Origin of the sequence: Acinetobacter sp. YH12235, assembly GCF_013417705.1 — a bacterium.
Taxonomy (GTDB): domain Bacteria; phylum Pseudomonadota; class Gammaproteobacteria; order Pseudomonadales; family Moraxellaceae; genus Acinetobacter.
On record NZ_VPDL01000058.1, the window covers coordinates 1 to 2,180 of the forward strand.

Annotated in this window: 2 protein-coding genes and 1 pseudogene; 1 reads left to right on the forward strand and 2 read right to left on the reverse strand. The window is 42.5% G+C overall.

Annotation, left to right across the window (positions count from 1 at the left end):
* Nucleotides 1-565 precede the first annotated feature (565 nt).
* The gene (gene mph / locus FTV13_RS15425; RefSeq protein WP_071830579.1) at nt 566-1,453 is read left to right on the forward strand and encodes an Mph(E)/Mph(G) family macrolide 2'-phosphotransferase; all 888 of its coding nucleotides are present in this window, start codon (nt 566-568) and stop codon (nt 1,451-1,453) included.
* A 73-nt stretch (nt 1,454-1,526) separates the two neighbouring features.
* Here mph and FTV13_RS15430 read toward each other — a convergent pair whose 3' ends face one another.
* Together FTV13_RS15430 and FTV13_RS15435 are read right to left on the reverse strand one after the other, a co-directional pair.
* Nucleotides 1,527-1,991: an ATP-binding protein gene (locus tag FTV13_RS15430; protein ID WP_071830580.1), complete on the reverse strand. Its 465-nt coding sequence runs from the start codon at nt 1,989-1,991 to the stop codon at nt 1,527-1,529.
* A 67-nt stretch (nt 1,992-2,058) separates the two neighbouring features.
* Nucleotides 2,059-2,180 (reverse strand): annotated as a pseudogene (locus FTV13_RS15435) (hypothetical protein); the annotation flags it as partial.

Below are 2,180 nucleotides of genomic sequence, written 5' to 3' on the forward strand. Positions count from 1 at the left end.
GTAAATTTTCAGCGTTGCTGGCTCCCCGTCAGCCGGATTGGGTTGCATCGCAGGGGTGTCGAAAGAGTCAACTGCGGTCCAAAGCTGTTGGACTTGGGTGAAAAGGGCGTTTATTCTTCCTATACGTGAACCGCATCCTACGGAATGAGTAACCCTTGCCCTATTGTGAGTAGAACGTCGTATAATTCAAACGAAAGCAGTTAATAGGTATGAAATATCACAGCACAAAAGAGCGACAGGACATGTTTAGATGATGTTATTATAAAATAATAACATCATGGATGAATAAAAAATAATTTTCTATCTTTACAACTATGTTATACTTCTATGATAAGGCTATGATGGCAAAGCCTTGGTTTTCCTAATCAAATAGTCGCCGAGATGGCTTCAATGCGACAGTAGGTCTACTGTCTCACAATTAATTCATGTATCAGATTTTTGTTCCCTGATGGGAAGTGTTATCCATACGAAAAGAATATGGGTAAAGTGTTACACCTGTATATGACATTCAGAATGTCCTGTCGGGGGAACTGGTACCAATTTAATAAAAGAAAACAGTATAGAAATGACAATCGAAGATATGCAAACATTAGCCCTAGAGCATGGGCTGAGAATTTCGGAAGAGATGAGCGTCAATGAGATGGGCATCGACTTTAGAGTTGCCTTTGTAAAGGAAGTAAACGGTGAGAACTGGGTACTCCGTATACCTCGAAGAAGCGATATGCTTGAACAAATCGAAAATGAAAGTAGAATATTGGATTTAGCCAAAAGAAACCTGTCGATCAATGTCCCTGATTGGAAAATTGTATCGGAGCGCCTAATAGCCTACCCTTTACTGGAGGATGCGCCTGCTCTGACATTCGATGCGATAACACATGAGGTTTCTTGGAACATAGATCGCGATAGCATAGCTTATGTGGAGTCTCTGGCAAAATCATTGGCCGAATTACATCGTATTACAGCTGACGATGTGAGAAAGAGCAACTTGAAAATAATGACTCCAAGTGAATTGAGGACCGAAATAGCTGACCGTATCCACTTGGTGAAATCTGAGATAGGTATCAGCGAGCCGTTGGAAAACAGATACCGTAGATGGTTGGACAATGACCCTTTGTGGCCTGAATTCACTTGTTTCATCCATGGCGATCTCTATGCAGGGCATGTCTTAACCTCGAAGGAAGGTAAGACCTCTGGTATCATAGATTGGTCTACTGCGCATATGGGTGATCCTGCACTGGACTTTTCTGGTCACGTATCGGTTTTTGGAGAGGATAGCCTGAAGAGTTTGATAACGGAGTATGCTAAACAAGGCGGAACGATATGGGATAGGCTCTACGAACAATCTATAGAGAGGGCTGCTGCAGCTCCATTAGCATATGGCGCTTTTGCGGTAGAGTGCAACGACGATAATCATATCAATGCCGCCAGAGCAGCCTTAGGTATTGTTCAATAAAATGATGTGAGGATACTTTTTTAAATGCTAAAATAGGAGTTCGATTGGTGCCACTTAAGAGTATCATTGATTTCTATTTTAGCCAGTATCCTCCACTTTTAGGAGCTCCTCGAAACTCGATTTTATGATCATCTCTTAAGATTTTGAGCCACCGCTCTACTATCTTGACAGGAACTAATAGCTCGTTTACTAAAAATGGTGCACGCTTTCCTGGATTAGTTCTTATCTGATTAAATAGTAGATTTACTCCCTCACTTACTCCCTCATTAGATTCGAAAAGTAGCTTTGATGAGACAATAACTCGAAAACCGTGCTGGAAATTTTCAAAGACAGGGGGACGCAGACCATAGGATGCGAAGCCTTCTTGGATTCGTTTGATGCCTGACCCATATTTTTCAATAAAATGCGCTTCTTTGAACGTGGCAGATATCCTTTTATTGCGCGCCCATGGCGAGTAATCTTCACGAAGAAGCTGATCAATCGTTAAGTTATCAGCTAAACCACCTGGATTGAAAAACTCTATGGAATTGTAATACACCCTGATTATGGAATCGGCAAATTAATTTGGACTTGGGTGAAAAGGGCGTTTATTCTTCCTATTACGTTGTCGGCAGCGGGCCAAAAAGGAATACGTCCATGCCCATCGAGGTGAAACCGGCTGTGAGCGCGGGTTCAAGCATATAGCCCGACAGGCGCGTATCCTTGCCGATCACGACACGATGGCGGT

Coding starts and splice junctions, on each gene's coding strand:
- mph (WP_071830579.1), top strand. CDS start 566: ATGACAATCGAAGATATGCAAACATTAGCCCTAGAGCATGGGCTGAGA.